The sequence below is a fragment of the uncultured Parabacteroides sp. genome (genome assembly GCF_902493135.1).
Taxonomy (GTDB): Bacteria; Bacteroidota; Bacteroidia; order Bacteroidales; family Tannerellaceae; genus Parabacteroides.
The window spans coordinates 93,124-119,223 of record NZ_CABUOD010000009.1 but is presented as its reverse complement, the minus strand read 5'-3'; the positions used below and the strand labels follow the sequence as shown (position 1 = coordinate 119,223).

The 26,100-nt window shown below is 47.7% G+C and carries 29 protein-coding genes; 19 read left to right on the top strand and 10 right to left on the bottom strand.

Annotated features, from left to right (window positions below; genetic code table 11):
* Positions 1–5 precede the first annotated feature (5 nt).
* The 6 genes from RDN79_RS06220 to RDN79_RS06195 all read left to right on the top strand — a co-directional run bounded on the left by RDN79_RS06220 (position 6) and on the right by RDN79_RS06195 (position 5,044).
* Complete coding sequence (locus RDN79_RS06220; RefSeq protein ID WP_298549357.1) at positions 6–1,208, top strand: NADH:ubiquinone reductase (Na(+)-transporting) subunit B; 1,203 nt, start codon at positions 6–8, stop codon at positions 1,206–1,208.
* A 13-nt stretch (positions 1,209–1,221) separates the two neighbouring features.
* Positions 1,222–2,037: an NADH:ubiquinone reductase (Na(+)-transporting) subunit C gene (gene nqrC, locus RDN79_RS06215; protein ID WP_298549359.1), complete on the top strand. Its 816-nt coding sequence runs from the start codon at positions 1,222–1,224 to the stop codon at positions 2,035–2,037.
* A gap of 7 nt (positions 2,038–2,044) precedes the next feature.
* Positions 2,045–2,674, top strand: a complete 630-nt coding sequence (locus RDN79_RS06210) for an NADH:ubiquinone reductase (Na(+)-transporting) subunit D (protein WP_298549360.1) — start codon at positions 2,045–2,047, stop codon at positions 2,672–2,674.
* 26 nt (positions 2,675–2,700) lie between these two features.
* Complete coding sequence (nqrE, locus tag RDN79_RS06205; protein WP_115499002.1) at positions 2,701–3,318, top strand: NADH:ubiquinone reductase (Na(+)-transporting) subunit E; 618 nt, start codon at positions 2,701–2,703, stop codon at positions 3,316–3,318.
* Between the two features lie 28 nt (positions 3,319–3,346).
* Entirely contained in the window at positions 3,347–4,633 is a 1,287-nt protein-coding gene (gene nqrF / locus RDN79_RS06200) for an NADH:ubiquinone reductase (Na(+)-transporting) subunit F (RefSeq protein WP_374044491.1), read from the top strand.
* A gap of 225 nt (positions 4,634–4,858) precedes the next feature.
* Positions 4,859–5,044 (top strand): hypothetical protein, encoded by a 186-nt coding sequence (locus RDN79_RS06195; RefSeq protein WP_298549361.1) that lies wholly within the window; start codon positions 4,859–4,861, stop codon positions 5,042–5,044.
* A gap of 372 nt (positions 5,045–5,416) precedes the next feature.
* Here RDN79_RS06195 and RDN79_RS06190 read toward each other — a convergent pair whose 3' ends face one another.
* Positions 5,417–5,866 carry a type I restriction enzyme HsdR N-terminal domain-containing protein gene (locus RDN79_RS06190; protein WP_298549363.1) on the bottom strand — a complete coding sequence of 150 codons (450 nt, stop codon included), beginning with the start codon at positions 5,864–5,866 and terminating at the stop codon, positions 5,417–5,419.
* 54 nt (positions 5,867–5,920) lie between these two features.
* On the opposite strand from RDN79_RS06190, the gene RDN79_RS06185 reads away from it, so the two are divergent.
* From RDN79_RS06185 to RDN79_RS06155, 7 genes are all read left to right on the top strand, one after another.
* Positions 5,921–6,697 (top strand): AMP nucleosidase, encoded by a 777-nt coding sequence (locus tag RDN79_RS06185; protein WP_298549365.1) that lies wholly within the window; start codon positions 5,921–5,923, stop codon positions 6,695–6,697.
* Between the two features lie 24 nt (positions 6,698–6,721).
* Positions 6,722–7,744: a DNA polymerase III subunit delta gene (gene holA / locus RDN79_RS06180; RefSeq protein ID WP_298549367.1), complete on the top strand. Its 1,023-nt coding sequence runs from the start codon at positions 6,722–6,724 to the stop codon at positions 7,742–7,744.
* A gap of 846 nt (positions 7,745–8,590) precedes the next feature.
* Complete coding sequence (locus RDN79_RS06175) at positions 8,591–9,040, top strand: helix-turn-helix domain-containing protein (RefSeq protein ID WP_298549369.1); 450 nt, start codon at positions 8,591–8,593, stop codon at positions 9,038–9,040.
* A gap of 61 nt (positions 9,041–9,101) precedes the next feature.
* A complete protein-coding gene (locus RDN79_RS06170; RefSeq protein WP_298549371.1) occupies positions 9,102–9,881 on the top strand; it encodes a dihydroorotate dehydrogenase electron transfer subunit in 780 nt (259 codons plus the stop codon).
* Positions 9,869–10,780, top strand: a complete 912-nt coding sequence (locus tag RDN79_RS06165; protein ID WP_298549373.1) for a dihydroorotate dehydrogenase — start codon at positions 9,869–9,871, stop codon at positions 10,778–10,780. Before RDN79_RS06170 ends, RDN79_RS06165 begins: the two co-directional genes overlap by 13 nt.
* A gap of 203 nt (positions 10,781–10,983) precedes the next feature.
* Positions 10,984–13,143, top strand: a complete 2,160-nt coding sequence (locus RDN79_RS06160) for an alpha-galactosidase (RefSeq protein ID WP_298549375.1) — start codon at positions 10,984–10,986, stop codon at positions 13,141–13,143.
* Positions 13,144–13,185: 42 nt separating this feature from the next.
* The gene (locus RDN79_RS06155) at positions 13,186–13,890 is read left to right on the top strand and encodes an MgtC/SapB family protein (RefSeq protein ID WP_298549377.1); all 705 of its coding nucleotides are present in this window, start codon (positions 13,186–13,188) and stop codon (positions 13,888–13,890) included.
* 4 nt (positions 13,891–13,894) lie between these two features.
* Here the strand turns inward: RDN79_RS06155 and RDN79_RS06150 are convergent, their stop codons facing one another.
* The 8 genes from RDN79_RS06150 to coaW form a co-directional block, all read right to left on the bottom strand.
* Positions 13,895–14,368 (bottom strand): C-GCAxxG-C-C family protein, encoded by a 474-nt coding sequence (locus tag RDN79_RS06150; protein WP_298549378.1) that lies wholly within the window; start codon positions 14,366–14,368, stop codon positions 13,895–13,897.
* A 14-nt stretch (positions 14,369–14,382) separates the two neighbouring features.
* The gene (locus RDN79_RS06145; RefSeq protein WP_298549380.1) at positions 14,383–14,685 is read right to left on the bottom strand and encodes a Dabb family protein; all 303 of its coding nucleotides are present in this window, start codon (positions 14,683–14,685) and stop codon (positions 14,383–14,385) included.
* Between the two features lie 20 nt (positions 14,686–14,705).
* Positions 14,706–15,932, bottom strand: a complete 1,227-nt coding sequence (gene serB, locus RDN79_RS06140; protein WP_298549381.1) for a phosphoserine phosphatase SerB — start codon at positions 15,930–15,932, stop codon at positions 14,706–14,708.
* Positions 15,933–16,008: 76 nt separating this feature from the next.
* Entirely contained in the window at positions 16,009–17,223 is a 1,215-nt protein-coding gene (locus RDN79_RS06135) for a sodium ion-translocating decarboxylase subunit beta (RefSeq protein WP_298549383.1), read from the bottom strand.
* Between the two features lie 17 nt (positions 17,224–17,240).
* Entirely contained in the window at positions 17,241–17,681 is a 441-nt protein-coding gene (locus RDN79_RS06130; RefSeq protein WP_298549384.1) for a LapA family protein, read from the bottom strand.
* 86 nt (positions 17,682–17,767) lie between these two features.
* Positions 17,768–18,172 (bottom strand): hypothetical protein, encoded by a 405-nt coding sequence (locus RDN79_RS06125; protein ID WP_298549386.1) that lies wholly within the window; start codon positions 18,170–18,172, stop codon positions 17,768–17,770.
* A 123-nt stretch (positions 18,173–18,295) separates the two neighbouring features.
* The gene (locus RDN79_RS06120) at positions 18,296–19,672 is read right to left on the bottom strand and encodes an aminopeptidase P family protein (protein ID WP_298549388.1); all 1,377 of its coding nucleotides are present in this window, start codon (positions 19,670–19,672) and stop codon (positions 18,296–18,298) included.
* A gap of 339 nt (positions 19,673–20,011) precedes the next feature.
* Complete coding sequence (coaW, locus tag RDN79_RS06115) at positions 20,012–20,854, bottom strand: type II pantothenate kinase (RefSeq protein ID WP_298549390.1); 843 nt, start codon at positions 20,852–20,854, stop codon at positions 20,012–20,014.
* 95 nt (positions 20,855–20,949) lie between these two features.
* On the opposite strand from coaW, the gene RDN79_RS06110 reads away from it, so the two are divergent.
* Genes RDN79_RS06110 through RDN79_RS06085 form a run of 6 tightly spaced genes read left to right on the top strand, consistent with a single transcriptional unit; the run spans position 20,950 to position 24,703 of the window.
* Positions 20,950–21,294 (top strand): DRTGG domain-containing protein, encoded by a 345-nt coding sequence (locus RDN79_RS06110; RefSeq protein ID WP_005637954.1) that lies wholly within the window; start codon positions 20,950–20,952, stop codon positions 21,292–21,294.
* 18 nt (positions 21,295–21,312) lie between these two features.
* A complete protein-coding gene (locus RDN79_RS06105; RefSeq protein WP_005643243.1) occupies positions 21,313–21,738 on the top strand; it encodes an ATP-binding protein in 426 nt (141 codons plus the stop codon).
* A 2-nt stretch (positions 21,739–21,740) separates the two neighbouring features.
* Positions 21,741–23,117, top strand: a complete 1,377-nt coding sequence (locus RDN79_RS06100; RefSeq protein WP_298549392.1) for a [Fe-Fe] hydrogenase large subunit C-terminal domain-containing protein — start codon at positions 21,741–21,743, stop codon at positions 23,115–23,117.
* Positions 23,104–23,442: a DRTGG domain-containing protein gene (locus tag RDN79_RS06095; protein WP_298549394.1), complete on the top strand. Its 339-nt coding sequence runs from the start codon at positions 23,104–23,106 to the stop codon at positions 23,440–23,442. Before RDN79_RS06100 ends, RDN79_RS06095 begins: the two co-directional genes overlap by 14 nt.
* Positions 23,439–24,179, top strand: coding sequence for a PHP domain-containing protein (locus tag RDN79_RS06090; RefSeq protein WP_298549395.1), 741 nt, complete (start codon positions 23,439–23,441; stop codon positions 24,177–24,179). Before RDN79_RS06095 ends, RDN79_RS06090 begins: the two co-directional genes overlap by 4 nt.
* Positions 24,176–24,703, top strand: coding sequence for an ATP-binding protein (locus tag RDN79_RS06085; RefSeq protein ID WP_298549397.1), 528 nt, complete (start codon positions 24,176–24,178; stop codon positions 24,701–24,703). Before RDN79_RS06090 ends, RDN79_RS06085 begins: the two co-directional genes overlap by 4 nt.
* Here RDN79_RS06085 and RDN79_RS06080 read toward each other — a convergent pair.
* Positions 24,700–26,091: a transglycosylase SLT domain-containing protein gene (locus RDN79_RS06080; RefSeq protein WP_298549398.1), complete on the bottom strand. Its 1,392-nt coding sequence runs from the start codon at positions 26,089–26,091 to the stop codon at positions 24,700–24,702. The genes RDN79_RS06085 and RDN79_RS06080 overlap by 4 nt on opposite strands.
* Positions 26,092–26,100 lie beyond the last annotated feature (9 nt).

The following is a 26,100-nucleotide window of genomic DNA, read 5'->3' as shown; positions in this document are numbered from 1 at the left end:
ATACATTGAAAGCGTTAAGGAATTACCTCGACAAGATTAAGCCTAACTTCGAGGAAGGCGGAAAGCTGGCGATGTTCCGTTCTGTTTTTGAAGGTATCGAAACATTCCTGTTTGTTCCGAGCACAACTTCCAAATCAGGCGTACACATTCATGACTATATTGACTCGAAGCGCACGATGACCGTGGTCATCATTGCTTTGTTGCCCGCTTTGCTTTTTGGTATGTACAATGTCGGTTATCAGCATAACCTTGCAGTAGGGGCTGATCCGGGATTTCTCATGACTTTTATTTTTGGTTTTCTGGCCGTATTGCCTAAAATCATTGTTTCGTATGTGGTAGGTCTGGGGATCGAATTTGCGGTTGCCCAGGTGAAGAAGGAAGAAATACAGGAAGGTTTCCTGGTTTCCGGTATCCTGATCCCGATGATCGTTCCCATCGACACTCCGCTGTGGATGATCGCTGTTGCTACTGCATTCGCTGTCGTCTTTGCCAAGGAAGTATTCGGTGGTACAGGTTATAATGTATTTAATGTAGCGTTGGTTACACGTGCATTCCTGTTCTTCGCATATCCGGCAGCTATGTCGGGCGACCAGGTTTTTGTCCGTACGGCTGATACGTTCGGTATCGGGGCAGGGCAGGTAGTCGACGGCTTCTCCGGTGCGACTCCGCTGGGACAGGTGGCTATCGCAGGCAAGGAACTGATCGGTTCGTTCCAGGCTGTCGATGTTCTCGGACATCCGATCTCCACATGGGACATGTTCTTGGGCCTGATTCCGGGTTCAATCGGTGAAACATCCGTATTAGCGATCCTGATCGGTGCGTTTATCCTTCTTTTCACAAAGATCGCGAGCTGGAAAACAATGGTTTCCGTCTTTGTCGGTGGTGCCGTCATGTCACTGATCTTCAATATGGTCGGGACAACGGTTGCGATGTGTGTTTCTCCGTTCGACCATTTGTTCCTGGGTGGCTTCGCGTTCGGTGCCGTGTTTATGGCTACCGACCCTGTCACTTCCGCCCGTACGGAAACAGGCAAGTATATCTACGGTTTCCTGGTGGGAGCCATGGCTATCATTATCCGTGCATTGAATCCGGGTTATCCAGAAGGTATGATGCTCGCTATCCTGTTGATGAATGTATTTGCTCCGCTGATCGACTACTATGTAGTGGAAGCCAACATCAACCGCAGATTGAAACGTGTAATCAAATAAAGTAAGAAGGAGTATGGCAAAATATAAATGTAAAGTATGTGGATATATCCACGAGGGAAATAAAGCTCCGGATGTTTGTCCTATATGTGCGGCTCCTGCTTCTGATTTCGAAGAAGTGAAAGACGAGGCTGCCGCCGCAAAGAAAGGCATTAACCGGGATAGTAATGTTTATACGGTTGTATATGCTGCGGTAATGGTTGTTCTGGTTGCTGTCGTGTTGGCGTTTACTTCACAATCGCTGAGAAGTTTCCAACAGAAGAATGAGGAGAACGACAAGCGTCAGCAGATCCTGCGTTCTATCAACGTATCGGTATCGGCAAATGAAGCTGAAGCCAAATATACGGAACTGATCAAAGATGCTTTTCTGGTAAATGAAAACGGTGAGAAAGTAGAAGGCGATGCTTTTGCCGCCGATGTGGTAAAGGCTGCTTCCGAACACGAATATCCTGTTTTTGTCGCTAACGTAGACGGCCAGACCAAATACATCATGGCTTTGCATGGTGCCGGCCTGTGGGGGCCGCTTTGGGGATATATCTCTGTGGATAGTGATAAAAACACCATTTACGGTGCAGACTTCAGCCACCAGGGTGAAACTCCGGGGTTGGGCGCTGAAATATCGAAGCCTGCATTCAGCAATGAATTCAAGGGAAAGAAACTGTTCATTGACGGTACGTTTAAGTCTGTAGCCGTTGTCAAGCCTGGCAAGGGCGTTGCCGGTCAGGACTATGTGGACGGTATTTCCGGTGGTACAATCACAAGTAAGGGTGTTGATGCAATGTTGTTCAACAGTTTGAGTGGTTATGTCAAATTTTTAACCTCACAAAATTAAGTAGAAGATGGGATTATTATCGAATAAGAATAAAGAAGTTCTGTTAGGCCCGCTTAGCGCTAACAACCCGGTGATCGTCCAGATGCTGGGTATCTGCTCTGCGTTGGCTGTGACATCAAAACTGGAGCCGGCTATTGTAATGGGTATTTCAGTAACGGCTGTCGTGGCTTTTGCCAACGTGATCATTTCGTTGATTCGTAACACGATTCCTAACCGTATCCGTATTATCGTACAGTTGGTTGTTGTGGCTGCGTTGGTAACGATTGTCAGTGAAGTGCTGAAAGCCTTCGCTTACGATGTAAACAAACAGCTTTCCGTGTTTGTCGGCCTGATCATTACCAACTGTATCCTGATGGGACGTTTGGAAGCATTCGCGTTGGGCAACGGTCCGTGGGAATCCTTCCTTGACGGCGTCGGCAACGGTCTCGGATATGCATTGATCCTGGTCATCGTCGGTTTCTTCCGTGAGCTGTTGGGTTCAGGAACACTGTTGGGTTTCCAGGTCGTTCCGCAGGCCTTTTACGATTTCGGTTATGTGAACAACGGCTTGATGATTTTGCCTCCGATGGCATTGATCGTAATTGCTGTGATTATTTGGGTTCATCGTGCTCGTAACAAAGAACTTCAGGAAAATTAATGCTAAACGATTAAACGAATAATAGAATGGAAGAATTATTAAGCACATTTGTCCGCTCGATTTTTGTAGACAACATGATTTTCGCATACTATCTGGGTATGTGTTCTTTCGTGGCTGTTTCCAAGAATGTGAAGACTGCTTTAGGATTAGGTATAGCAGTGACATTCGTTCTCTTGTGTACACTGCCGATCAACTATATGCTTGAAAACTATGTACTGAAAGAAGGTGCATTGAGTTGGTTAGGTCCGGATTTCGCTAATGTGAATCTGAGCTTCCTCGCGTTTATCATCTTTATCGCCGTGATTGCCTCTTTTGTGCAGTTGGTGGAGATGGTCATCGAGAAGTTTTCTCCTTCTTTATATGCTTCCCTGGGTATCTTTTTGCCGCTGATCGCTGTCAACTGCGCTATCCTGGGTGGTTCTCTGTTTATGCAACAGAAAGCATTCCCGAATGTAGGTGTTGCAACTGTATATGGCTTAGGTTCTGGTATCGGATGGTTGCTGGCTATCGTCGGTATGGCGGCTATTCGTGAAAAACTGGCATATTCGGATATCCCCAAACCGTTGAAAGGTCTTGGTATTACCTTTATCATCACCGGTCTGATGGGTATGGCCTTTATGTGCTTCTCAGGTCTTAAGATTTAAGTATTAACGCATTAAATAACAGATAAAGATGATTTTATTAATGTCGGGCGGACTTACAATCGCAGCCAGTGCAGTTGTTTTCTTGTTGATCACACTGATTCTGGTAGCTGCACTTTTGTTCGCTAAAGCAAAATTGGTTCCATCCGGAAATGTCAAACTGGAGGTAAATAAAGAAAAGGAAATAGAAACTCCTATCGGCGGTACGTTGTTAGGCGCTCTGCAGAGTGGCGGCATCTTCCTGTCTTCCGCTTGTGGCGGTGGTGGTAAATGTGGCCAGTGCCGCGCACAGGTAATCGAAGGCGGCGGAGAGATCCTGCCGACGGAAAAAGGCTTTTTCACGCGTAAACAGATAAAGGACCACTGGCGTCTGGCATGCCAGTGCAAGGTGAAGGAAGATATGGTCGTTCAGGTTCCGGACGAAGTTTTCGGCGTAAAGGAATGGGAATGCGAAGTGATCTCCAACAAGAACGTGGCTACTTTCATCAAAGAGTTTATCGTGGCATTGCCTAAGGGCGAACACATGGACTTCCTGCCGGGTTCATACGCGCAGATCAAGATCCCGGCCTACTCGATGGACTACAACAAGGATATCGATAAAGCCCTGATCGGCGATGAATATCTGCCGGCATGGGAAAAGTTCGGTTTGTTCACGCTGAAATGCAAGAACGACACGCCGACCATCCGTGCCTATTCCATGGCCAACTATCCTGCTGAAGGCGACCGCATCATGTTGACGGTCCGTATCGCCACTCCGCCGTTCAAGCCGAAACCCGAAGTGGGCTTCCAGGATGTAATGCCGGGTATCGCTTCTTCCTATATCTTTACCCTGAAACCGGGCGACAAGGTAACGATGAGCGGTCCTTACGGTGATTTCCATCCGATCTTCGACTCGAAGAGAGAAATGATGTGGGTCGGCGGTGGTGCCGGTATGGCTCCGCTTCGTGCGCAGATCATGCACATGACGAAGACACTCAAGACTACGGACCGCAAGATGTCCTACTTCTACGGCGCCCGTGCCCTGAACGAAGTGTTCTATCTGGAAGACTTCCTGGCGATCGAAAAGGAGTTCCCGAACTTCACATTCCATCTGGCGCTCGACCGTCCGGATCCTGTAGCCGATGCAGCAGGCGTGAAATATACGGCCGGGTTCGTTCATCAGGTAATCTACGATACGTATCTGAAAGATCACGAAGCTCCGGAAGATATCGAATACTACATGTGTGGTCCGGGCCCGATGTCGAAAGCAGTGGAAAATATGCTGGACAATCTGGGCGTGCCGCGTGAGATGTTGCATTTCGACGACTTCGGCGCATAGGCGATCAGAACATAACGATGACAGAATCGGGGGAGGAAATCTATTCTTTCCCCGATTTTTTTTGAACTATTCTGTACATTACTTTGTTTCTTTTCAAAATCAAGGGAGGAGGGCGATCCGTTACAAAAGAATAAGAAAGAAAAAACATTTCTTTTGTAATATAGTGCAGCGTTTTGCGTTTTGAATACATCATACTTGTATATGATATTAAAATAGTAATAGAATATGAAAGCGTTGATATTATCTTTTTTTGCAGTAATCTTGGGCTATTCACTTCTCTTCAATGAGAAGAAGACAAGTGGCCGGCCTGTCATAAAGGATAGTAATTCCGTTTATGTCGACAGACCGGTCGATCAGCAAATCTCCGATTCCATCGTGATATACAAGGATCGGACTGCAGCCGTTCTGTAAATTTTAGTTAGAGTTTGTTGTTTACCTGTGTTTTTTTGTCTTTTTAGTATCACTCTATCACACCGATCCGGTGTAGCCTTTGTCTTTCAATGACGTTGACAAGTGATACTATCCTGTTTTCTCTATCACACTTCTATCACGCTCTATCACAAAACGTCTGTTTCTTTATCAGAAGAAATGCAGTGACCTATTTGTCTCGTTAACAGTCTTATATTCAATGAACCGATTACCTTTATCCGCGTACATCCGGATGTCGGCAAGATGGACATCCGGATGTTCACCGGACCTGCACCCGGGTGTACAGGCGTGAAGATGGGGATATTTGGATGTAAAAGTTTGTATATCGGGCGTTAATATCGGTAAAAGCGGGAATTATAGCTCGTTGTATGCGGGTATTCCTTCCAAAAAGGCGTAAGCCCGGTTGTCATAGTCGATTTTGCAGCAATAGTGGTTCAAGCCGTTGCTGACGATCAGGTATTCGACACGCAGCACCATGTTGTAACGGGCTATCTGGTCGAAAACAGCATTGGTAATGTTGATATGAGGAGCTTTATACTCGACGATGACCAAAGGCTCCAGGAAACGGTTGTAAGCGACCGTGTCGCAGCGTTTGGAGGTCCCGTTCAGCCTGACCAGCACTTCGTTTGCCAACAGTTCTTTCGGATAGCTCTTCCGGGTGATCAGGTAATTGACAAAATGCTGGCGTACCCATTCTTCGGGAGTCAGGGCCACGTATTTTTGCCGCACAGGATCGAAGATCGTACGTTTTCCATCTTTTTCTGCTACTTTAGGCGCGAAACCGGGTAAGTTTAATGCAAGCATTTATTATATTTGTTCTTTTATTCTGTAAAAATAGACCATCAAAGGTAGTGATTTATGAAAACAAAACAAGAAATTGTCGAGAATTGGTTGCCGCGCTATACGGAGCGGAAGCTGGAAGACTTCGATAAATATATCCTGCTCACCAACTTTACGAAGTATGTGGAGCTGTTTGCCGACCATTTTAACGTGCCGATCCTGGGACTGAAAAACTCCATGCCGAACGCCTCGGCCAATGGCATCACGATTATTAACTTCGGGATGGGGAGCGCGAACGCGGCGACAATCATGGATTTGCTATCGGCGATAAGGCCGACGGCCGTGCTCTTCTTAGGAAAATGCGGAGGATTGAAGAAGGCGAACAGCCTGGGAGATTATGTCATGCCGATTGCGGCCATCCGGGGGGAAGGGACTTCCAACGAATACCTGCCGGCAGAGGTGCCGTCGCTCCCGGCTTTCTCGATGATGCGTGCCATCTCGTCCGCCATACGTGACTGCGGGAAAGACTATTGGACGGGGACCGTCTACACGACGAACCGACGGGTATGGGAGTATGACAACGATTTCAAAAACTACCTTCGCCGCACGCACGCCACCGGTATCGACATGGAGACGGCAACCTTGTTCACGGCAGGCTTTGCAAACGAGATCCCGACAGGCGCCTTATTGATGATTTCCGACAAACCGATGGAAGAAGCCGGGGTGAAGACGGAAGCCAGCGACCGCGAGGTGACCCGCAACTTTGCGGAAGAGCATGTGATGTTGGGAGTGGAAGCGCTTCGCCAGATTATTGATGGAAAGAAGACGATCCGCCACATCCGTTTCAGTTGGTAATTTTGATTGAGATCGAACGCAAATATGGCAAAAAAAGAATATACATACGAGGAAATATGCCGGGATATCGTTGCTAAAAAGTTCTCTCCTGTCTATATAATGATGGGTGACGAACCTTTTTTTATGGACCGGATAACGGACTTGCTGCTTGAAAATGTATTGGAAGAATCCGAACGTGATTTCAACCAGATTATCATGTATGGAGCCGATACGGATGCTGCATCGGTAATTAATGCCGCCCGCCGCTTCCCGATGATGTCGAAATATCAGTTAGTGGTTGTCCGGGAAGCGCAATTAATTCGTGATATCGAGCTTCTGTCTAACTACGTTAAGAACCCGTTAATGTCGACCGTTCTGGTCATCAATTACAAATATAAAACCCTGGATCGCCGTAAGGCTTTGGCTGCTGCGACCGACAAGATCGGCGTGCTGTTCGAGTCCAAAAAGATTCCCGATTATAAGATGCCGGCCTTTATCACATCCTTTATGCAATTGCGCTCGGTAGGAATAGATGGGAAAGCGGCTCAGATGCTTTCCGATTTCCTTGGAAACGATTTAAGCCGCTTGAGCAAGGAATTGGATAAACTGGCATTGATCCTGCCTGAAAAAGGCGCAAAACGTATCACGCCGGAATTGGTGGAACAGAATATCGGAATCAGCAAAGAATACAATAACTTCGAGCTGATCAAGGCACTTGCCATGAAAGATGTCCTGAAGGCGAACCGGATCGCCCGGTACTTCGAGAAGAATCCGAAAAGCAATCCGATACAGATGACCCTTCCTGTATTATTTAACTATTTCTCGAACCTCCTCATTTGCTACTATACGAAGGACCGTTCCGAAACCGGCCTGATGACGGCACTCGGACTTCGAGGGACATTCCAGGTGAAGGATTACCTTTTAGGAATGCGAAACTACTCGGCGATGAAAGTGTTCAACCTGATCGGCGACATCCGTATGACGGATGCCCGTTCGAAAGGGGTGGAAAATTCTTCCGTATCTGATGCCGAGCTTTTAAAGGAACTGCTTTACAAAATTCTGCACTAAACGACTTTTTATACCCAATCGACCTAAAGAAGAGGCTTTTTCTCTGGAACAACAAAAAAGTTGAACCGGATAAAAAGCCTTTTCTTTTTGTTTTTCAATCTCTTATCTTCGATTTTACCCTTCTGAGATTTAAATATTTGCCTTTTCCCGAATATCTGTTCACAAATATTACCAAAATGGAGAGGTTAAGGTCCTGATTATATAAAAGTGTATTCGTCCATAAATCAGATAAACGTAAATAGGGACACTTTGTCAGTCGGTAGAACCAGATCCTTTTAGTGTAGTGTTGAATTGTAAACAGAATAGGTACATGTTACAAATATAAACAACCCTTTTTAGATAAAAGATAGCTGTTTACAATTTAGTCTTGTACACAAGTGACGAGAATGTAACATTTGTCTCTATTTACATTAGTATCTTAAACCGATAAAAATAGCACTTTCATCTCTGCTTTGTATTTTCAACATAAGTAGTCGTAAACCATCGAATTATACAGAATTATTAATCCATTGCATTAATTATTGTGCTACATATGTGTACAAACGGGTCCAAACAGGGATATTTCCTCTGTATTATTTATCTATAATATAAATATTATCAATAATATAGGTGATATATACGAAGTGATACTTTATATAATCTCTTGCACTAAAACAACCTGTTTACAATTATAACGAGCAGAATTGTTACCTACGCAATACAAATGTAACGATTTAAGTTTATATAATTAAATTGCACAATTGAGAATTATAGTGTATATTTGTGTCGTCATTGATTTATGTACATTTATCCTATGTAAACAGACATAATGGCAGTATTTCTATAAATAAATGAGGATTTACAAAAATGATAGGACGTATTACCCAAATAATGGAGCGTGAAGGCTTGACTCCTTCTAAATTTGCAGAAGCAATCGGTATCCAGCGTTCAGCAATGTCGCATATTCTGAACGGAAGAAATAATGTAAGTCTGGATGTCCTGATTAAAATTCTGGATCGATTCACTTATGTGGATTCCGACTGGCTCCTTTTCGGGAAGGGTAAAATGGTGCGAGATCATGTGTCGACACAGCCCGATTTGTTCTCAAATACGGCAATAAATCCGTCCGAAGGGCAAGTCGCTCTTGAATATCGCAAGGAAATGAGGGTTGACACACCTGTAAACAGTGTAAAATCTCCTGTTGTTGAGCAGATTATACAACAAGAAACGACTGTCAGGAAAGTGAGTAAAATAATGGTATTCTATTCTGATAATACATTTGACACTTTTGTTTCTGAAAAAAACAAGAAAGAATAGCTTGTTTTGGTTTATATACCATATTCATGTATCTTTGTATAGAATTAGACTAATCATATTTATGAAGAAGTATATGCTTGACATGAAGGTGACTGAGAACAGCCGCCTTCACAAAAATTACTGCCTGCTTAAACTAACATCTGATCAGATCCTGCCGGAAATGTTGCCGGGACAGTTCGTACAGGTACGTGTGGATAACTCTCCTACAACATTTCTTCGTCGTCCGATCTCGGTTAATTATGTTGACAGAACGACTAATGAACTGTGGTTGCTCATTCAGCTGGTCGGTGACGGAACGCGCCGGATGGCTGAGTATAAACCGGGTGATATTGTGAATATCATGTTGCCTTTAGGGAACGGTTTCACGCTTCCTGCCGATAAAGGGCAAAAACTACTGCTGATCGGTGGTGGTGTCGGGACGGCTCCGATGTTGTTTTTAGGTGCAATCCTGAAAGAGGCCGGTTATACGCCTGCATTCCTTTTAGGAGCTCGTTCGAAAGAGGATGTGTTACAATTGGAACAGTTCGAACAGTTGGGAACCGTGTATGTTACAACTGAAGACGGTTCATTGGGCGAAAAGGGATATGTAACCAATCATTCCATCTTGAAAGATGTACATTTCGACCGGATTTACACTTGTGGACCCAAACCTATGATGGTGGCTGTCGCCAAATATGCTCATGCAAGCTCTATTGCATGCGAAGTATCTCTTGAAAACACAATGGCTTGTGGTATAGGTGCTTGCTTATGCTGTGTGGAGAAGACTAAGGATGAACATCATGTGTGTGTATGTACTGAAGGACCTGTATTTAATATTGAAAATTTGACATGGCTGAATTAAACGTAAACATCGGTAATTTACAATTGAAGAACCCGGTAATGACGGCGTCGGGTACTTTCGGATATGGCATTGAATATTCGGACTTTATGGATATCTCCCGCTTGGGCGGTATTTTTGTGAAAGGGACAACGATCCAGCCGCGCGAAGGGAACTTGTATCCCCGTATGGCGGAGACCCCTTCGGGAATGTTGAATGCTGTAGGTCTGCAGAATAAAGGTGCACAATATTTTGTCGATCATATCTATCCGGAGATCAAGGATATCGACACGAACATGATTGTTAACGTGAGCGGTTCCTCTGTGGAAACGTATGTGGAATGTGCCGAAAAGATAGCGGATTTGGACAAGATACCGGCTATCGAACTGAATATTTCCTGCCCGAATGTAAAGCAGGGAGGCATGGCTTTTGGAGTGACAACTTGCGGGGCAAGTGAAGTCGTGAAGGCTGTCCGCAGGGTTTATCCGAAGACCCTTATTGTAAAACTTTCCCCTAATGTGACCGACATTACGGAGATTGCCAGGGCGGTCGAAGCCGAGGGGGCAGATTCCGTTTCATTGATTAATACCATGCTGGGTATGGCCATTGACGCGGAGAGACGTAAACCGGTATTATCTACAATAACCGGCGGTCTTTCCGGTCCTTGTGTGAAGCCGGTTGCCTTGCGGATGGTATGGCAGACTTATAAGGCAGTCAAGATTCCTATTGTCGGCCTGGGCGGTATTTCAAACTGGAAAGATGCGGTGGAATTCATGCTGGCCGGAGCTACGGCAATCCAGATCGGAACCTACAATTTCGTAGATCCAGCCGTCGGTATAAAGGTTATCGAAGGAATGGAAGACTATTGCGACAGGCATGGGTTTTCGTCTGTCCGCGACCTGATCGGGGCTTTGGAAGTATAAAAAACAGGATGAAATAATCCTTTTCGGAATAATAAAGGATAGAAAAGTCGGTAAAACGCATGAAATAGGTCGTTTTACCGACTTTTTCTTTTAATTTTTATTGGTATGGAACATGATTATTCCAATAATTATGATATCTTTGTTCGTAAATAAATTAAACCTTGGATTTGTAATATCTAATTAATAATTAATAGAAGAAAAACATGAAGATCAGACACCTTTTTTGGCTATGTCTAATAGCTATATCAGCGACGCTGAGTGCAAGTGGAAAAACTGTAATTTCAATTACGACCGATAACATTAGCCTTATTTATAAGGTTGATGATAAAAATGGTCGCCTGTATCAATCCTATCTGGGACAAAAACTGTCATTTGATTCGGATATTGCACAATTACCCCTCGGAAATGAGGCCTATCTGACACATGGTATGGAAGATTATTTCGAGCCGGCTATCCGTGTTTTGCATAATGACGGCAATCCGTCCCTGCTCCTGAAATATGTCTCCCACGAAAGCAAACAGCTTCAGCCGGGTGCAAACGAGACGGTAATTCTTTTGAAAGATGACAAATATCCTGTCGAAGTGAAACTGCATTTCATCGCTTATCCGAAAGAAAACATCATCAAGGAGTATGCGGAGATTTCACATCAGGAGAAGAAGCCTGTGACCCTTTATAACTATGCTTCCTCTTTACTGCATCTGAACGGCAGCAAGTATTTCCTGACCGAATTTGCAGGAGATTGGGCGCATGAAGTCAATATGAAGGAAACCGAGCTGGCTTTTGGCAAGAAGATGTTGGACACCAAGTTGGGAAGTCGTGCCAACATGTTCTGTTCCCCGTTCTTTTTGCTTGCCCTGGATAAGAAAGCGGAAGAGAATGCAGGAAACGTATTATTCGGAACGATCGGATGGACAGGCAATTACCGTTTTACATTCGAAGTGGATAATGAAAATGGGCTGCGTGTACTTTCCGGTATCAATCCGTATGCCTCGGAATACTCGCTGAAACCGAACGAAGTGTTCCGTACGCCGGAGTTTATTTTCACCTACAGTACGGAAGGAAAAGGGAAAGCAAGCCGCGATTTTCAACGTTGGGCGCGTAAGTATCAGTTGAAAGACGGTGAAAAATCCCGTATGACATTGTTGAACAACTGGGAAGCGACCTATTTTGACTTTAATGAAGACAAGTTAGTGGAAATCATGGATGAAGCGGCTACACTTGGAGTCGATATGTTCCTGCTTGACGATGGCTGGTTTGCAAATAAATATCCCCGCAGCAGCGACCATCAAGGATTAGGAGACTGGGAAGAAACCGTAACCAAGTTGCCTAACGGCATCGGCAAACTGGTGAAAGAAGCAACAAATAAAGGCATTAAGTTCGGTTTGTGGATCGAACCGGAAATGGTAAATCCGAAAAGTGAATTGTATGAAAAGCATAAGGATTGGGTGATCCATCTGCCGAATCGCGACGAATATTACTTTAGAAATCAGATGGTTTTGGATTTGAGTAATCCGAAAGTACAAGATTATGTCTATGGCGTTGTCGATAATTTGATGACTAAATATCCGGGGATCGCCTATTTCAAATGGGATTGCAACAGCCCGATTACGAATATTTATTCTCCGTATTTGAAGGATCAGCAGTCCCATTTATATATTGAGCACGTACGCGGTTTATACAATATCCTGGAACGGATCAAACAGAAATATCCGAATCTGCCGATGATGTTATGTTCCGGCGGCGGTGGTCGTTGTGACTATGAAGCATTGAAATATTTCACCGAATTCTGGCCGAGTGATAATACGGATGCTGTTGAACGTATCTTTATCCAGTGGGGATATTCGCATTTCTTCCCGACAAAGAGCATGGCGGCCCATGTGACAAGCTGGGGAAAACAGCCGGTCAAGTTCCGTACGGACGTAGCCAGCATGTGTAAGTTAGGTTTTGATATCCGTGTCCACGAAATGAGCCAGGCAGACCAGCAGTATTGCAAGGAAGCAGTGGCCAACTTCAAACGTTTGAATGATGTTATTCTGGATGGTGACCAGTACCGTTTGCAGTCGCCTTATGAAAGCCAGCACGCTGCCGTTATGTATGCCAATGGCAGTGCAGACAAGGCTGTCCTGTTTGCTTTCGATATCCATCCGAGATATGCAGAGTCGATGCAACCCCTTCGTTTACAGGGATTGAAGAAGGAGGCTCGTTACGAACTGAAGGAAATCAATCTGGTTCCGGGTACGCAATCCAGATTGGCCTGCAACGGTAAAACATTCTCCGGAGAGTTCCTGATGAATGTCGGTATTCCTGTGTTTTCAAGCCGGCCGACGAACAGCCATGTGATTGAAATCACGGAGGTCAAGTAATCAAACAAATACTTATGTTTGCGTGTTACTAATGCAATAAGCATGTTAGAACAGATAAACGACATATTACAAAATACAGCTATTACTCCTTATACGGCAGCCGTAAAACTGTTGGTCAGTTTCTTCTTAGGAGCTCTCATCGGGATTGAGCGCCAGTTCAGGAGACGGGAGGCGGGTATGCGTACCTTTACATTGATCTGTATGGGTTCGACTGCTGCTATGCTGGTCTCGATCTGGATTCCGCAATGCTATCCTAATTTCCTGAACGGTGATCCGGGACGTATTGCGGCGCAAGTGCTTTCGGGCATCGGTTTCCTGGGAGCAGGAGCGATTATCCAAAGTCACGGGAGTGTGCATGGACTGACGACGGCAGCCTGTATCTGGGTGATGGCGGTAATAGGTTTGGCAGTGGGAGCCGGAATGTATATTCCGGCTGCTATTGCAACTGTCATAACGCTTTTTATATTGGTCAGCTTGGAACGTTTGGAGAGAAGGATGTTCCTGAACGGCGTCAATAAGATATTGACGATAACTTGCTCTACGGCGACACCGGATTTGAAAGCTGTCCGTAAAATATTGGAAGAAAAAGGAGTTTTTATAGTAAGTGTTTCTTTTGAAACATTCTATAAAGAGGATAGGTCCGTTATTACCTACAAGGTGAATGTCAAGGCGATTTCCTCTTATATGAACTTGTTCAACGATATACGGAGTTTAGGCATTGTCACACAAATCAGATTGATGGCATAAGCCATCAATCCAATTCCCCTTTCAGCATTTTCCCTGCAATGCGAGCTGAATCTTCTACGAATCTTCCGCAGGGGCGCTTCTGATAATATTCTTTTGTACGCGCGGCCGGTGCCGGTGTTGTTGCCGCTGCATCTTCAGGAGGCAAGAGCCGGCGGCAAATAATCGTTCCATTCTTTTCCTTGAATATATCAGCCATTTTCTGTACCATCGCATAGTTCTTCGTGCGGGCTTCCTGATCGGTAATGTCCAGAACCGGATATTTGAAACCGGCCAACATGGCCATTGCACTGACTGTTCCGCAGATTTCACGCATACGGCCTACGCCTCCCCCAAAAGAGACAGATACATTCTTGGCTGTTTCCATATCCAGCTCAAAAACATCCGAATAGGCCAGAAAGACAGACTGCGCACAGTTGTAACCCGCTTCGAAGTTCCGGACCGCACGATCTACACGCTCTTCAATATCAAAGTCTTTCATGATACATTCGTCTGTTAGTATTCATAATCTACACAGGCTCTGTCTGCCTTGACAGGGCCGATGATGCCTTTGGATACGGCTACATGTTCGGGGTGGTTGGCATACGTGCTGACATCTTCGAGGGTATCCAGTTCCGTAGTCAGGATGATATCCCATGTCTCTGCCGGATTGACATTAAAGTCGACACGGATGATACGCAAAACATCGATTTTATCGATCAATGCTTCCAATCCTGTTTTGATTTCCTGCATTTTGGCCTGCTTGTCGGCCGGAGTAGCAAACTCCTTCAATTTAAACATTACGATGTGTCTGATCATTTTTCTCTTATTATTTGTAGTTACATTTGTTCATCCAGATAAGAATCTTTATAGCCCAAGAAGTAGAGGATGCCATCCAGTCCGATCGTCGAAATAGATTGTTTGGCTGTAGCCTTCACTTTAGGTTTGGCATGGAAAGCAATGCCAAGACCTGCAATGCTGATCATAGGCAAGTCATTGGCGCCGTCTCCGACAGCGACCGTCTGGCGAATATCCACATTCTCGACTTGTGCAATGAGGCGGAGCAACTCTGCTTTGCGTTTTCCGTCTACAATGTCACCGACATAGCGTCCGGTCAGTTTTCCGTTCTCCACTTCAAGTTCGTTGGCATAGACATAGTCGATGTTGTATTTCTGCTTCAGATAGTTGCCGAAATAGGTAAATCCTCCGGAGAGGATCGCAATCTTGAAGCCCACCTTTTTCAAGATACGCATCAGGCGGTCCACCCCTTCGGTAATCGGCAGGTTCTCGGCAATTTCCTGCATGACGGAAACATCCAAGCCCTTCAGCAAGGCGCAACGCTGGCGGAAACTTTCGCAGAAGTCGATTTCTCCCCGCATGGCCGCTTCGGTAATGGCTTTCACCTGATCGCCGACACCGGCCCGGATAGCCAGTTCGTCGATCACTTCCGTTTCGATCAGCGTCGAATCCATATCGAAACAGATCAGGCGGCGCATACGGCGATACATGCTTTCTTCCTGAAAGGATATATCCATTTCCTGCTCGGCGGAGAGTTTCATGAAATCGGCCTTCATCTGCTCCTTATCCCTCGGCGTACCGCGCACGGAAAATTCCACGCTGGCTTTCGGCGTACGGGCATTCTCGTCCAAAGGAATACGTCCGGTCAGGCGCTTGATGTCGTCGATGTTCATATCCTGGTCGGCAACGATGCGTGTGACGCCGGCGATTTGCCGGGCAGTCAGTTTCCGTCCTAAGATCGTTATGATATACCGGTTCTTGCCCTGCATGGAAACCCATTGGTTGTAGGCCTCTTCGGTGATCGGGTTGAAACGGATGTTCACATCGAGCTCATAGCTCTTGAAGAGCAGCTCTTTCAGAATATCTCCCGAATTGCCTTCGCTACTTTGGAACAAGATGCCTAAAGAGAGGTTGTTATGGATGTCGGCTTGGCCGATGTCCAGGATAACCGCGTTATTCTTGGCCAGTATCTCGGAAAGGGCAGCAGTCACTCCCGGACGATCCGCACCATTTATATTTATCAGTATTATTTCGTCTTTTTGTTCCATACTATTATAATTGTAAGGCGAAGAAACGAATAATTCTTTTAAGTAAAAAGTGTTTTCTTAAAATAATGCCGCTTTATCAGAGATATGGAACAATCGTTATATAAATACCTGTGATGATGGCCGAAGTGATTACACCGGAGATGTTAGCGCCCAAGGCATCTCCCAAAATGAAAGATTCGGGATTCTCTTTGCTGACCAACTTCTGCGCCACCTTGGCCGTGGTCGGTACGCAACTTACGGCTGCGATTCCGATCACCGGGTTATAATTACCTTTCTTGATGAAGTACATGATATATCCGCCGATGATCCCACCGATTCCGGACAATAATAAAGCAGCAATACCCAAGACCAGGAGCTTCAGGATTTTCGGATCGAGCAATAGCTTGGCGTCGCAAAGGACTCCCAACAGCAGGCCCAACATGAAAGTCGAACCATACAGGAGCGGACCGCTGACGAAATCATAAATATGCTTCATGCCGGATTCGCGGATCGCAACCCCCAGGAACAGGGAGAAGAACAGCGGGGAAGCCACCGGGAACAGAAAACACAGCACGGCACATAAGATTACGGAAAAAGCCAGTTTGACTTTGGCATCATAGGTTTTAGGCGGCTTTTTAGTCGTCATCTTGATTGCACGCAGGCGTTTCGGGATCAGGAGCTTTACCAGATACGGATAGCCTCCATAGGTAAGTCCGAGATACAGATAGGCAACTACCGTGATCGGAACGAACAAATGCTTGGCCAGCATCAACGAAGTAAACAATACCATCGGCCCGTCGGCCCCGCCCACCATAGCCACAGAAGCGCTTTCTCCTAAATTCAAACCGAGGGCCGAAGCGATCGGGAGAGTCAGGAATGTTCCGAGTTCGGCACACAGTGCCAGGAACAAGCTGGCAAACGGTTTCTGCAGCAGGAAGCCGACATCCAGCAGCGTGCCGATCCCCATGAACACAAAGCAGGCAATCAATCCGTTACTGAACGTCAGCGTATAGACCGGTTGCAGGAAGTCGATCTGCATGACGTTCATCAGTTCGTCCGTATCGGAAAGCATCGGGTCCAGGAAGAGGTTGCCCAATACGCCGCCCGGCATAATCAGCGTACCGCAATTGATTGCGATCATACCCAGTCCCATCGGGATCATAACCATCGGTTCGAGCACCCCTTTCCAGCCCAGATAAACCAGCAGTCCACCTAAGAGGATCAAAAATATACGGGCCGCGGCCAATAACCAGCCACCGGCCACCATTGTCCCAAAACCTTGGAACAGTCCTAAGAAATCTATATTTTCCATATTGTCAGTTACGTTTTTTATTCTTCCGGAGAAAGAGGTTTGTTTTTATTTGAGTTTCGTTTCTTCATGATCTGTTCTTTCTTTTTCAGATACATGAAGCGCGTGTCACGGGGGTAGTAATAGTCGATCAGGTCGAGTTGCGATGCCCCGTGGCTGACACCGTGATAGTATCCGCCGGGCTTCCTATTGGCAAGATCGGGATTTTCACCTTTGGCGAAGTCTTCGCGTTCGTCATTGAGTTGCTCCATCCCTTCGGGAGGAACAAGGCCTAACAGTTCACTTATTTTGGCCCGGACTTTATTTATTCTGTTGAACTGCGCCAGTTCAGCTGCATGCGAGTGATGATATTCCAGGGAGTCGGCCCAGAAAGCGATACCTTTGATGACACCGGCGACAAAAAAGCCGATGACAAAGGTAAGGCCCATCATCTCCAGGGTAGAAATGAATAGACTTAACATATTTCTTAACTAATTTATATGAATAACGATTCCGCTTCCGATGCGATACCGGAAGTAATTTAAAATCACTAAATCCCTGGAGACTGCTAAATAATTATTTTCCGGAGTACGTAGGCCCAATGGCCTGCACGTATGCGAAGAGAAGAGAATTTTATGGATTGTACGATTCGTAAAGTCTCAGAAGTCTTGTTGAGCAGGTTTTGTCCTTTTTGCAAAAACACTTCAAACTGTCTGGACACTACTTTCACCTGTCGTTCGTAGCTTTCCTGCAAGACCGGTGAACGCGGCGTCACGCAAAGACCGGTGCATTTGAACTGGGATAATTTTTTGTAGTCTATCTGTTTCTGCCCGGCACCGGAATCCGGTAGTTCATCAAGGATTGTCGCGGCAGTGGGAGATAGGGCGGAGATACTATTTTCGTCGGTTGCAATCTTTCCGTCCGACGCGAACAGGCAGATCAGGGATAATATGAACAGCATCTTCTTTATCATGGCGCGAATATGGAAATAGTTCTCGGATATATAACTTCCGTGGCGGGATAAAAGTTGTGCAAAATCAGATAAAAAACGAGGGAGGTGCGTCGAAACACCTCCCTCGTTATGCAAGTCTTGTTTTTATTTCCTTATCGCTTCGACCTCTTCAGCACGAACGGGGATCTTTTTACCTAACAGGCGGGCGCCGTTTTCGGTGATCAGATAGTCCTCTTCGTTGCGGATACCGCTGAAATCTTTATATGTGAACAGCTTGTCGTAGTTGATAAATTCAGTGAACTTGTTCTGGCTTCTCCAGAGATCCATCAGTTCGGGGATGAAGTAAACGCCCGGTTCGATGGTCAGGACAAAGCCCGGTTCCAACTTACGGCCGAGGCGGAGAGATTTGCGCCCGAACTCCGTGCTCTTCGGCTGGCCGTCATATCCGACGTAGACTTCGCCTAAGTTTTCCATATCGTGGACATCCAGTCCCATCATGTGTCCCAGGCCGCAAGGCATGAACATGGCATGAGCGCCGGCTTTGACCGCTTCCATCGGATCGCCTTTCACGAAGCCCAACTCTTTCAGACCTTCCATGATCACTTTGCAGGACAATTCATATACATCGACAAACGGGATGCCCGGGCACAAAGCCGCAACAGCCGCTTCGTGGGCAGCCACTTGGATATCATAGATCTCACGTTGGCGAGTGGTGAATTTGGCATCGGCAGGAATCGTTGACGACATGTCGCCGGCATATCCCATTTCGGTTTCGGCGCCGGCATCGAGCAGGAGCATGTCGCCGCTCTTGATCCTGTTGCTATGGTCGTGGTTGTGCAACGTCTGTCCGTTGATCGTCGCGATGATGGGGAAGGAGAGTTCGTAATTGTTGGCATAAGCCACTTCGGCAACGGCGGCGGCCACTTCGCTTTCGCGGATGCCCGGACGAACGGTGCGCATGGCGGCCAGATGCATGTCGGCTGTCACGATACAAGCTTTTTCTATTTCGGCAATTTCTTCTTCGCTCTTATAGTTACGCTGGTTGACAACGCCCATAATAAAAGGTACGGAAGGTTTTTCGGCTCCCGGAACGACGCCTAACCACTGGAACAGCTTGATCTGGTGTTCGGCGCGGTAAGTCGGCAGGTAATGGATCGGCTGGCCTTTCTGCTGCGCGTTCTTCAGATAGGTTTCGATTTCCTTGAACGGACGGACTTCGGTGATACCGGCGGCTTCGCTCTTTTCCTTCAGCGTCGGCTGTGTTCCCATCCAGACGATTGCGTCGATCGTCAGTTCGTCGCCGAAAATGATCTCGCGGTTGTTGTCTATGTCGATGATGGCGGACAGCCCGGCATAGGGAAGTCCGAAGAAATACAGAAAAGTGGAATCCTGGCGGAAGTGGTATGTGTTATCGGCATAGTTCATACCGGACTCATCGTTACCTAAAAATAACAACAGGCCGGAACCTATCGTCTGTTTTAATTTAGCCCTGCGGGCGATATAAGTTTCTTTTGCGAACATGATATTATAAATTTGATTTAATGCTACCAAAGATAAGCATAAATTGGAATCCATGCATATTTGGGAAACATTATTTTTTTTAATGTCCCCACGTCTTTTACATTTAAAATTGAACCGAAATCCGGATTCCGGTTTTATCAAAATGTCACTACCACCCCGTCTAAATCGAATTAGTAGTGCATGTATTTGGAATTAGTATTGCGGGTAATATTTTTTAACATTTCATAATGTAATGTTTTACCCGTATAAAGATGATAAAATGATAACCCGGCCGAGGAGGCGTTTTTATATCGCCGTGCATACCCTCAGCTGATTTTTTAAATGAAAGAACCGGGAATATTAACAGATCGGATGAACCGTCGCCCCGTCCATGTAAGTAAGGGCGGCGCCTATGGCCGTCCTGTATTCCGAATACTTGGGGATCAGGAAACGGACGCCGTACATCTCTTCCAGCTTGGGGAAGATCTCCTTGCATTGGGGGAGTTGCGTCAGGTTGCCGATCAGGACGAAATCGCGGATCGGGCTGTTGAGAGCCGACAGGATGGCAGCCTGGCCGATCGATTGCAAGACCATGTGGATAATCCCGGAAGCAATGTCTTCGGGAGAGGCGTTGCCGTCCGCCTTTCCGAAGTTGGAGGCGGTGGCGTCCAGCGGCAGGTCGGGCAGGGGACGGTTGCAGATGTCCTGTATCTGAAGGTCGATGTTCGTCAGGGTCCCTTTCCGGGCCATTTCAGCGATCAGATGGATGTCCTGCGTTTTCAGGAGCAGACGGGAGAGTCCGAGCAAGGTTCCGCCACCGACGCCGATCCCGCCGATATGCTGGATATGCGGCCCTTCCACCTTTACGAAAGAAGTTCCCGTCCCCATGCTTACGACAATCAGGTTTTCCAGCGAAGCGGCATATTTGGCTCCGAGGCCGTTGGCCAGAAATTCATCGGTCTTAGCTGTCGGCAAGCCGTATAGCGGCTGGTCGATGAAAGCGCTTCCCACGCCCGTCAGCATCACCATCTCGATCTCCGGCAAGGTGATCCCGTTGTCATAGAGATACTTGCCGAAAGCTCCGAAGAGCGAGGTGACCGGATCTGTCGCCTTGACGAACATCGGCGACTGGATGCTCTTGTTTTCCACTCCGATAATCTTGGTTGTGCTTCCACCTACGTCAATACCTATTACTACGCCCATATTTTCATGATTTAGTTGTAACTTTCTGTATCTTTTCGCTTGCAAAGTTATAACTATTTCTTACATTGCCCCGGCAAATATAACCTTTATGTAATATGAAGATACGGCAGATAATGGCACTTACCGGCGCGACAGTCGTGTGTGGTAACGGCCGGGAAGACCACGAAGTGCAGTGCGCCTTCGCCAGCGACCTGATGAGCGATGTCCTGACATTGGATTGTAACGGCGTGCTCCTCGTCACGGGCTTGTGCAACATGCAGACGATCCGGACGGCGGAGATGGCGGATGTTTCCTGCATCCTGTTCGTCAGGGGAAAGAAAGCGACGCCCGATATTTTGCAACTGGCGGCGGAAAACGAGATGATCCTGATGGAAACGGACCACTCGATGTACCATACGGTCGGCGAACTTTATTGTAACGGCCTTCCGCCGATCTATTAAGCAAAAGGAGGTGAAGATATGCAATTCAGATTTGAACTGGAAGGAGGCAACTTCTCAAAAGCCGGCTATGCTTCGAGCCAGATAAAGAAGGTGCTGAAGCAACTGTCCGTCGATCCTCGCATCATCAAGCGGGTGGTCGTCGCTCTTTATGAAGCCGAGGTCAACGTCGTGGCACATGCCTGGCGGGGGACGGTTCTGGCCGATATCGAAGCCGACAGGATCAGCCTCCTGTTGCAAGACGAAGGTCCCGGCATCCCCGATATCGGACAGGCCATGCAGGAAGGTTTCTCCACCGCATCGGCTGCCGTCCGCGAGATGGGGTTCGGTGCAGGCATGGGGTTGCCCAATATGAAGAAGAATGTAGATGAATTAACGATCGAGAGCAAAGTAGGAGAGGGCACGGTTGTCCGTATGCTGACCTACTTCTCCGCAAACGACAGATAGCCATGGAAGAGACAAAGTTTTACCACGCATTGAAAATAGACAATGACCGTTGTGTCGGCTGTACCCACTGCATGACGAAGTGCCCCACCGGCGCGATCCGTATCCGCGAGGGGAAAGCCTCCATCCGCAAAGGCTGGTGTGTGGACTGCGGCGAATGTCTGAAAGCCTGCCCTACGGAAGCCATCTATGTGGAGCAGGACGACTTCCAGAAGATCTTCGACTACAAAGCCCGTGTCGTGCTGGTCCCGACGGTCTTTATCGGGCAGTTCTCCAAATATACGACGGAAGAGGAGATTTTCAGTGCGCTGTACGAATTGGGGTTCACGCATGTGTTCCAGGTCGAGTTTACGGCAGACATGATCCACCGCGAGATGCTCAGGCAGATGGAGTCGGCGGAGGATAAGCCTGTCATCAGTTCGTTCTGCCCGGCTATCGTCCGGCTGATACAGGTGCGCTTTCCGGCCCTGGTCGATAACATCTTGTTGGTGAAGCCGCCGGTCAATGCGACTGCTACTTACTATCATAAGGTATTGGAGGAAGACGGTTTCTCGTCCGAAGAGATCGGTATTTTTTATGTGACGCCTTGTGCGGCCAAGATCGCCTCCTTGAAAGGTGCGGAGGGATATTCGTCCACGATCAAGGGCGTGATCAATATGGACACGCTATATAATAAGGTATATCATATCCTGAAAAACCGCCCGAAGAACTACACGCCCGAATGCGTCCTTCCGCCCTCCCTGACCAAGAAGGAGATGCGTTGGAGCCAGACGGGAGGCGAAGCCAAGCATTTCTCCGGCCGCTGCCTGGCGATCGACGAGATACACAATGTCATCGAGTTCTTGGAGCGGATGGAATCGACCACCGAAGTCCGCAATGTGGACTTTCTCGAACTGCGTGCCTGCGACCGGAGTTGTGCCGGCGGCGTGCTGGCAGTCGCGAACCGTTTCCTGACGGCCGAGCGGGTGATGAAGCGTTCGGTGAAACGCGACAAAGCTCCGCTGATCTATTCCGACCGGTTGGAGGCGTTGTCCTATTTGAAACAACACATCACCATTCGTCCGCTTCAACCCAACCCGAAGTTGCGATACGAAGGAAATATAGAAGAAGTCCTGAAGAAGATGGAGCAGGTGCGCAAGTTGATGTGCTACCTGCCCGGCATCGATTGCGGGGCCTGTGGTTCGCCCAACTGCCAGGCGTTGGCGGAAGACATCGTCCGCCATGAGGCGCAGTTCAGCGATTGTGTTTTTATGCAGCGTAATATGGAGAAGCACGGGAAGCTGGACAAGGAACATGCTTTCCGTCTGATCGAAAAGACCTGGGGGAAAGACCGGTTGAATAAAGATTGTTATAAGAAAGGAGCCAAATATGAAGGTCAGTGATTTAGTGAGAGAATTGGACTTAACCGTTTTTTGCGGGGAAGCAGGGCTGGACGCGGAGATTTCCGGCGGTTACACCAGCGACCTGTTGAGTGACGTAATGGGGCATATCGATGAAGGAATGTTGTGGATCACGATGCAGACGCACCAGAACATCGTGGCCGTCGCCACCCTGAAAGATGCGGCGGCCGTCCTGATCGTGAACGGGGCTTCGCCGGACGAGGAAACGCTCGATAAAGGAAAAGAGGAAAACGTGCCTTTGCTCGGAACGCCGCTTTCCGCATTCGAAGTAACGGGAAAAATCTACCGGCTTTTGCAACAGGCATGAAGGAATTCCGGGTAGATCTACACCTGCACTCTTGCCTTTCGCCTTGCGGAAGCCTGGAGATGAGTCCGCAACGGATTGTGGAAACGGCCCTCGAACGGGGATTGGATGCCATTGCTGTGACGGATCATAACAGCACGCTGCAATGTCCCGAAATCCGGGCTTTGGGAGAGGAGCGGGGACTCATGGTCTTTGCCGGTGCGGAGGTGACGACACGCGAAGAGGCACACTGCGTGGCGCTTTTTGCAGATGACCGTGCCCGTGCCGCTTTTCAGACGTATCTGGAAGTTCATCTGCCGCCTGTTCCGAACGATCCCGAACGTTTCGGCGACCAGGTATGGGTGAACGGCCGGAACGAGATCGTGGGGGAGGCTCCCTATCTGCTGATTTCCGCCCTCGACCGGAGTGTGGAACAGATTGCCGCAGAAGTGCACCGTCTGGGCGGGTTGTTCATTGCGGCCCATGTCGAACGTCCTTCGTTCAGCCTGATCAGCCAGTTGGGATTCATTGATCCTTCCCTGCCTTTGGATGCGATCGAGTTCAAGGAGGCTGCCCGCTATGAAAGGCTGTCGGCGGTACATGCCTATTTGAAACGTTACACGAGTTACAGCGCTTCCGATGCGCATTATCCCGAACAGATCGGTACGAGATATTCCCTGCTAAGAGCCGACCTGCTTGATTTTGAACATTTAGCGATGGCTTTCCGGAAGGAAAACGGTCATACGATTGTAACAGCATGAATAATCTATCTTTCCATATCACCGATATCACGGCAAACAGCATCCGGGCGAATGCTTCGGAGATAGGTCTGTTTATAGAACAACGGGAGGGCCGGATCATGATCCGCATTACGGACAACGGCTCAGGAATGGATGCCGGGACGATTGCCCGCGTCACAAACCCGTTCTACACCACCCGTACGACCCGCAAAGTGGGTCTCGGCATACCCTTCCTGATCCAGAATGCAGAGCAGACCGGCGGAGCTGTGTCCATAACATCCGAGCCGGGAAAGGGGACGGAGGTGACCGCCTCTTTCCATTCCGACCATATCGACTGCCCGCCCTGGGGGGATCTTCCGGGAACGGTCGCCATGTTGGTCACCGGCAATCCGGATATCAATGTCCGTTTTGAATATCAGGCAGGAGAAACCATATTCTCTGTCAGCACGAATGAGATAAAAGAGATTTTGGACGGCATCCCGCTCAGCCATCCGAAAGTGATGCTGTTGGTAAAAGAGATGATCAAAGAGAATATCAGGCCCTAACCTTTTTGACCGGTTTTTGTCAGGTAGTAGTTGTAACGCTCCATCACTTCGCGCACATAGTTGAAGGTTTCCGAACCACGCAGGTAACCGTGTTTGCAGACCGGATCGTTATAGTATTCCGGATCGTTCTTCAAACGGATATATTCGGCCACATTATCATCCCAAACGTAGGGGTTCTTGCCATATTTCTCCGCCAGCCGCTGCGCATCGTAAATATGCCCGATTCCTGCATTGTAGGCGGCCAATGTAAACTTGATCTTTTCGACCGGATCGGCCACCTTCCCGAATCCCTGACGGAAACGGCGCAGGCAATCCACGCCTGTACGGATGCCCGTATCGGGGTCTTTCAGTTCGTGAGGCGTCACGCCCAAAGCCTTAGCCGTATTCGGCATGATCCCCATCAGTCCTTCCGCGCCGGCCCATGAGACGACGTTCGGATTGAAGCGGGACTCCTGATAACCGATCGAGGCAAGCAGTTGCCAGTCCCATCCGATGTTTTTGGCATGTTTGCGGAAGAGTTCGTCGTAAGGTGAAACATGGCCGTTCCTGACTTCCGGCAGTTCGGCGGTAACGGGTTGTTTGCTCAGTTCGAAATAACGCTTCGTCAAAGCCTTGTAGACGTGCGTTCCCGCTTTGTCGGATGCCCACGCGTCGATGGCTTTAGCCAGTTCCGGGCTGCTTTTGCGCACGACCCATGAGGAACGTTGCATGAAACTGATCTTCAGCGAAACGTTCAGGTTCCAGAAATAAGTTTTGTTCAGGCGGGCTATATTCTCGTCGCTTACGGTGTAAGGAATTTCCCCTTGCGAAACCATGCCGATCAGATCTTCCGTTGTCACCGTGTCGGCATCCGCTTCATGAATCCGGATACCGCCGCCCAGTTCGACATCGAGGTTTTTCAGCCGTTCGAAATATTTGGTCCCCGGTTTTACATAGACGTCTTTCCCGAGCAGTTCCGTCACGTCGGTGATCACCTTGTCGCCCTTGTTGGTCCGCTGGACCAGTACTTGGCAGTCTTGTTCTTCCCTTCCGCAATAGATCAGCTTCTCTTTCATACGGTTGCTGATCTGGATCGGGTAGGCGACTACATCCGCCTCGCCAGCTTCCAGCATCTCGATCAACTTCGTAGGGCTTTCTGCAACCTTGATGTTCAGTTTCAGTCCTTCCGAGCGGGCGAAATCCTTGATCAGCTCGTATTCGTACCCCATCGGCTGCATCTTATACTGGAAATAGGAAGTCGAGCTGTATAGCGTGACGGCGGTTATTTCGCCCTGCGCCTTCAGTTGCGGCAGGTCGACTGTCACATCGTCATCCTCCTGTTCCTTTCCCGCACGATTGCAGCCGGACAACAACAGCGCCACAAAAAACAAGAGGATGACCTTCTTCATTTCTTAATT

Excerpts from the sequence above, each read along its gene's own strand:
- nqrF (WP_374044491.1), top strand. The coding sequence starts at position 3,347 with ATGATTTTATTAATGTCGGGCGGACTTACAATCGCAGCCAGTGCAGTT.
- RDN79_RS06110 (WP_005637954.1), top strand. The coding sequence starts at position 20,950 with ATGAAGATACGGCAGATAATGGCACTTACCGGCGCGACAGTCGTGTGT.
- RDN79_RS06160 (WP_298549375.1), top strand. The coding sequence starts at position 10,984 with ATGAAGATCAGACACCTTTTTTGGCTATGTCTAATAGCTATATCAGCG.
- RDN79_RS06170 (WP_298549371.1), top strand. The coding sequence starts at position 9,102 with ATGAAGAAGTATATGCTTGACATGAAGGTGACTGAGAACAGCCGCCTT.
- RDN79_RS06090 (WP_298549395.1), top strand. The coding sequence starts at position 23,439 with ATGAAGGAATTCCGGGTAGATCTACACCTGCACTCTTGCCTTTCGCCT.
- RDN79_RS06150 (WP_298549378.1), bottom strand. The coding sequence starts at position 14,368 with ATGAAAGACTTTGATATTGAAGAGCGTGTAGATCGTGCGGTCCGGAAC.
- RDN79_RS06175 (WP_298549369.1), top strand. The coding sequence starts at position 8,591 with ATGATAGGACGTATTACCCAAATAATGGAGCGTGAAGGCTTGACTCCT.
- serB (WP_298549381.1), bottom strand. The coding sequence starts at position 15,932 with ATGGAACAAAAAGACGAAATAATACTGATAAATATAAATGGTGCGGAT.
- nqrC (WP_298549359.1), top strand. The coding sequence starts at position 1,222 with ATGGCAAAATATAAATGTAAAGTATGTGGATATATCCACGAGGGAAAT.
- RDN79_RS06120 (WP_298549388.1), bottom strand. The coding sequence starts at position 19,672 with ATGTTCGCAAAAGAAACTTATATCGCCCGCAGGGCTAAATTAAAACAG.
- RDN79_RS06195 (WP_298549361.1), top strand. The coding sequence starts at position 4,859 with ATGAAAGCGTTGATATTATCTTTTTTTGCAGTAATCTTGGGCTATTCA.
- RDN79_RS06080 (WP_298549398.1), bottom strand. The coding sequence starts at position 26,091 with ATGAAGAAGGTCATCCTCTTGTTTTTTGTGGCGCTGTTGTTGTCCGGC.
- RDN79_RS06105 (WP_005643243.1), top strand. The coding sequence starts at position 21,313 with ATGCAATTCAGATTTGAACTGGAAGGAGGCAACTTCTCAAAAGCCGGC.
- RDN79_RS06135 (WP_298549383.1), bottom strand. The coding sequence starts at position 17,223 with ATGGAAAATATAGATTTCTTAGGACTGTTCCAAGGTTTTGGGACAATG.
- nqrE (WP_115499002.1), top strand. The coding sequence starts at position 2,701 with ATGGAAGAATTATTAAGCACATTTGTCCGCTCGATTTTTGTAGACAAC.
- RDN79_RS06210 (WP_298549360.1), top strand. The coding sequence starts at position 2,045 with ATGGGATTATTATCGAATAAGAATAAAGAAGTTCTGTTAGGCCCGCTT.
- RDN79_RS06185 (WP_298549365.1), top strand. The coding sequence starts at position 5,921 with ATGAAAACAAAACAAGAAATTGTCGAGAATTGGTTGCCGCGCTATACG.
- coaW (WP_298549390.1), bottom strand. The coding sequence starts at position 20,854 with ATGGGCGTAGTAATAGGTATTGACGTAGGTGGAAGCACAACCAAGATT.
- RDN79_RS06095 (WP_298549394.1), top strand. The coding sequence starts at position 23,104 with ATGAAGGTCAGTGATTTAGTGAGAGAATTGGACTTAACCGTTTTTTGC.
- RDN79_RS06155 (WP_298549377.1), top strand. The coding sequence starts at position 13,186 with ATGTTAGAACAGATAAACGACATATTACAAAATACAGCTATTACTCCT.
- RDN79_RS06165 (WP_298549373.1), top strand. The coding sequence starts at position 9,869 with ATGGCTGAATTAAACGTAAACATCGGTAATTTACAATTGAAGAACCCG.
- RDN79_RS06190 (WP_298549363.1), bottom strand. The coding sequence starts at position 5,866 with ATGCTTGCATTAAACTTACCCGGTTTCGCGCCTAAAGTAGCAGAAAAA.
- RDN79_RS06130 (WP_298549384.1), bottom strand. The coding sequence starts at position 17,681 with ATGTTAAGTCTATTCATTTCTACCCTGGAGATGATGGGCCTTACCTTT.
- RDN79_RS06145 (WP_298549380.1), bottom strand. The coding sequence starts at position 14,685 with ATGATCAGACACATCGTAATGTTTAAATTGAAGGAGTTTGCTACTCCG.
- RDN79_RS06100 (WP_298549392.1), top strand. The coding sequence starts at position 21,741 with ATGGAAGAGACAAAGTTTTACCACGCATTGAAAATAGACAATGACCGT.
- RDN79_RS06085 (WP_298549397.1), top strand. The coding sequence starts at position 24,176 with ATGAATAATCTATCTTTCCATATCACCGATATCACGGCAAACAGCATC.
- RDN79_RS06125 (WP_298549386.1), bottom strand. The coding sequence starts at position 18,172 with ATGATAAAGAAGATGCTGTTCATATTATCCCTGATCTGCCTGTTCGCG.
- holA (WP_298549367.1), top strand. The coding sequence starts at position 6,722 with ATGGCAAAAAAAGAATATACATACGAGGAAATATGCCGGGATATCGTT.